The organism is Peribacillus sp. P4_C12 (genome assembly GCF_056402095.1).
The window spans coordinates 1-1,343 of the sequence record NZ_JBFUIB010000801.1 but is presented as its reverse complement, the minus strand read 5'-3'; the positions used below and the strand labels follow the sequence as shown (position 1 = coordinate 1,343).

The window sequence follows — 1,343 nt, the reverse complement described above, 5'->3', positions numbered from 1 at the left end:
TATGACAATGTTAGAGCCAAAATATGTTGTAACTGCTGTTGTATTGAATATTTTTAGTGCACTCATAGTTGCTAATATTATTAACCCATATGATTTAGACGATAATGAGGATCTAATTCRAATTGAAGAAAATGAAAGAGTTCCTTTCTTCCAAATGGTTGGAGAAAGTGTAATGGATGGATTTAAAATTGTTATTATCGTTGCTGCTATGCTATTAGGGTTTATTTCCTTGATGGAATTGATCAATGTGATTTTTCTAGGTGTATTTCATGTTTCTTTCCAAACGGTTATTGGTTATATTTTTGCACCAATTGCTTTTTTAATAGGTGTTCCTTGGGCAGAAGCTGTACAAGCAGGTGGAATAATGGCGACAAAACTAGTTACAAATGAATTTGTTGCAATGTTGAATTTTGGTGAGATTTCAAACCATCTTTCCGATAAAACAGTTGCTATTGTTTCAGTTTATTTAGTTAGTTTTGCAAACTTTGGAACTGTGGGTATTGTTTCAGGTTCAATCAAATCAATCAGTGAAAAACAAGGGAGTTATGTTGCAAAATTTTCATTGAAATTATTGTTAGGTGCGACATTAGCATCTGTAATTTCAGCCACAATTATGGGTATTTTCATGTAATTTTTATATAGAGGTGAAATAGGATGATTAAAAGAAGAATTATTATGGATTGTGATCCAGGACATGATGACGCAATTGCAATTATTTTAGCTGCTGCACAACTAGAATTGGAGATTTTAGGGATTACAACAGTTTCCGGGAATGCTGAAATTGAAAAAACAACTATGAATGCATTAAAAATTTGTGATTTAGTTTCACTAACGGATGTTGTTGTTTCAAAAGGGGCAAGCGAGCCATTGATTCGATTACGAGAAACTGCACCTGGTATTCATGGAGATTCAGGTCTGGATGGTCCAGAATTGCCCGAACCTTCTCGTAGCTGGAGTGAGGAGCATGGAGCTGACACAATCATAAGACTGTTAAAAGAGTCAAAAGAGCCTGTTACAATTCTTCCAACAGGACCATTAACAAATATTGCTTTAGCTTTATCAAAAGCACCAGAAATTAAGGACAATATTGAAGAAATTGTTCTTATGGGTGGTGGAACATTTGGTAACTGGACTCCAACTGCTGAATTTAATATTTGGGTTGATCCAGAAGCTGCAAAAAAAGTATTTGATAGTGGTATTCCAATAGTAGTTATGGGATTAGATATAACACATCAAGCCATAGCAACACGAGAAGTTATCGATCAAGTGAATAAAATTGATAACAATGTTGCTAAAATAGTTGGTGAATTATTAGTGTTTTTTGCATCAACATATAAAGAGAT

Annotated in this window: 2 protein-coding genes; both read left to right on the top strand. The window is 33.9% G+C overall.

Features of this window, described 5'->3' with window-relative positions; translation table 11 throughout:
* The coding region (locus tag AC1DUW_RS29120; protein ID WP_477644225.1) for a nucleoside transporter C-terminal domain-containing protein at positions 1–631 on the top strand (631 nt) is incomplete at its 5' end.
* Positions 632–654: 23 nt separating this feature from the next.
* A partial coding sequence (locus tag AC1DUW_RS29115; protein ID WP_477644224.1) for a nucleoside hydrolase occupies positions 655–1,343 on the top strand: 689 nt, incomplete at its 3' end.